The organism is Aeromonas sp. R7-5 (genome assembly GCF_040908015.1).
In the GTDB taxonomy this organism is placed as follows: Bacteria; Pseudomonadota; Gammaproteobacteria; order Enterobacterales; family Aeromonadaceae; genus Aeromonas; species Aeromonas caviae.
On record NZ_JBFOCZ010000001.1, the window covers coordinates 1 to 2,929 of the forward strand.

The 2,929-nt window shown below is 53.3% G+C and carries 1 rRNA gene; it reads left to right on the forward strand.

The features are described from left to right. The first annotated feature begins 21 nt into the window (after positions 1–21). A 23S ribosomal RNA gene (locus AB5Y53_RS00005) occupies positions 22–2,910 on the forward strand. Positions 2,911–2,929: the final 19 nt, after the last annotated feature.

Below are 2,929 nucleotides of genomic sequence, written 5' to 3' on the forward strand. Positions count from 1 at the left end.
CGACACTTCTTGGGGTTGTATGGTTAAGTGACTAAGCGTACATGGTGGATGCCTTGGCAGTCAGAGGCGATGAAGGACGTACTAACCTGCGATAAGCCGTGAGCAGTCGGTAAGAGACATTACGACTCACGGATTTCCGAATGGGGAAACCCACTTAGCATAAGCTAGGTATCGCTGCGTGAATACATAGCGTAGCGAGGCGAACCGGGAGAACTGAAACATCTAAGTACCCCGAGGAAAAGAAATCAACCGAGATTCCCTCAGTAGCGGCGAGCGAACGGGGATTAGCCCTTAAGCATCTTGGAAGTTAGTGGAACGGTCCTGGAAAGGCCGGCGATACAGGGTGATAGCCCCGTACACGAAAACAACCTTGATGTGAAATCGAGTAGGGCGGGACACGTGACATCCTGTCTGAATATGGGGGGACCATCCTCCAAGGCTAAATACTCCTGACTGACCGATAGTGAACCAGTACCGTGAGGGAAAGGCGAAAAGAACCCCTGTGAGGGGAGTGAAATAGAACCTGAAACCGTGTACGTACAAGCAGTGGGAGCCCTTCGGGGTGACTGCGTACCTTTTGTATAATGGGTCAGCGACTTACATTTTGTAGCGAGGTTAACCGTATAGGGGAGCCGTAGGGAAACCGAGTCTTAACTGGGCGTCTAGTTGCAAGGTGTAGACCCGAAACCGGGTGATCTAGCCATGGGCAGGTTGAAGGTTGAGTAACATCAACTGGAGGACCGAACCCACTAACGTTGCAAAGTTAGGGGATGACCTGTGGCTGGGGGTGAAAGGCCAATCAAACTCGGAGATAGCTGGTTCTCCCCGAAAGCTATTTAGGTAGCGCCTCGGACGAATACTACTGGGGGTAGAGCACTGTTTGGGCTAGGGGGTCATCCCGACTTACCAACCCCATGCAAACTCCGAATACCAGTAAGTAATATCCGGGAGACACACGGCGGGTGCTAACGTCCGTCGTGAAGAGGGAAACAACCCAGACCGCCGGCTAAGGTCCCAAAGTTCTGGTTAAGTGGGAAACGATGTGGGAAGGCTCAGACAGCTAGGATGTTGGCTTAGAAGCAGCCATCATTTAAAGAAAGCGTAATAGCTCACTAGTCGAGTCGGCCTGCGCGGAAGATGTAACGGGGCTCAAACCAGGCACCGAAGCCGCGGATTCACACTAAGTGTGAGTGGTAGGGGAGCGTTCTGTAAGTCTGCGAAGGTGTATCGAGAGGTATGCTGGAGATATCAGAAGTGCGAATGCTGACGTAAGTAACGATAAAGGGGGTGAAAAGCCTCCTCGCCGGAAGACCAAGGGTTCCTGTCCAACGTTAATCGGGGCAGGGTGAGTCGACCCCTAAGGCGAGGCCGAAAGGCGTAGTCGATGGGAAGCAGGTTAATATTCCTGCACGACTTGTAATTGCGATGGGGGGACGGAGAAGGCTAGGTGGGCCAGGCGACGGTTGTCCTGGTGAAAGTGCGTAGGTGGTGTTTCTAGGCAAATCCGGAGACACAACACTGAGACACGAGACGAACACACTACGGTGTGGAAGCCATTGATGCCCTGCTTCCAGGAAAAGCCTCTAAGCTTCAGATTACAAGTCATCGTACCCCAAACCGACACAGGTGGTCGGGTAGAGAATACCAAGGCGCTTGAGAGAACTCGGGTGAAGGAACTAGGCAAAATAGAACCGTAACTTCGGGAGAAGGTTCGCTCTTGATGGTGAAGTCCCTTGCGGATGGAGCTGTCGGGAGTCGCAGTGACCAGATGGCTGGGACTGTTTATCAAAAACACAGCACTCTGCAAACACGAAAGTGGACGTATAGGGTGTGACACCTGCCCGGTGCCGGAAGGTTAATTGATGGGGTTAGCGCAAGCGAAGCTCTTGATCGAAGCCCCGGTAAACGGCGGCCGTAACTATAACGGTCCTAAGGTAGCGAAATTCCTTGTCGGGTAAGTTCCGACCTGCACGAATGGTGTAACCATGGCCATGCTGTCTCCACCCGAGACTCAGTGAAATCGAATTCGCCGTGAAGATGCGGTGTACCCGCGGCTAGACGGAAAGACCCCGTGAACCTTTACTACAGCTTGGCACTGAACATTGAACCTACATGTGTAGGATAGGTGGGAGGCTTTGAAGGCGTGACGCCAGTTGCGCTGGAGCCGTCCTTGAAATACCACCCTTGTATGTTTGATGTTCTAACGCAGGGCCCTGAATCGGGCTCGCGGACAGTGCCTGGTGGGTAGTTTGACTGGGGCGGTCTCCTCCCAAAGAGTAACGGAGGAGCACGAAGGTTGGCTAATCCTGGTCGGACATCAGGAGGTTAGTGCAATGGCATAAGCCAGCTTAACTGCGAGACGGACAGGTCGAGCAGGTACGAAAGTAGGTCATAGTGATCCGGTGGTTCTGAATGGAAGGGCCATCGCTCAACGGATAAAAGGTACTCCGGGGATAACAGGCTGATACCGCCCAAGAGTTCATATCGACGGCGGTGTTTGGCACCTCGATGTCGGCTCATCACATCCTGGGGCTGAAGTCGGTCCCAAGGGTATGGCTGTTCGCCATTTAAAGTGGTACGCGAGCTGGGTTCAGAACGTCGTGAGACAGTTCGGTCCCTATCTGCCGTGGGCGTTGGATGATTGAAGGGAGTTGCTCCTAGTACGAGAGGACCGGAGTGAACGAACCTCTGGTGTTCGGGTTGTCACGCCAGTGGCACTGCCCGGTAGCTAAGTTCGGAATCGATAACCGCTGAAAGCATCTAAGCGGGAAGCGAGCCCTGAGATGAGTCATCCCTGACCCCTTGAGGGTCCTAAAGGGCCGTTGGAGACCACAACGTTGATAGGTGGGGTGTGTAAGCGTAGCGATACGTTGAGCTAACCCATACTAATTACCCGTGAGGCTTAACCATACAACACCCAAGAAGTGTT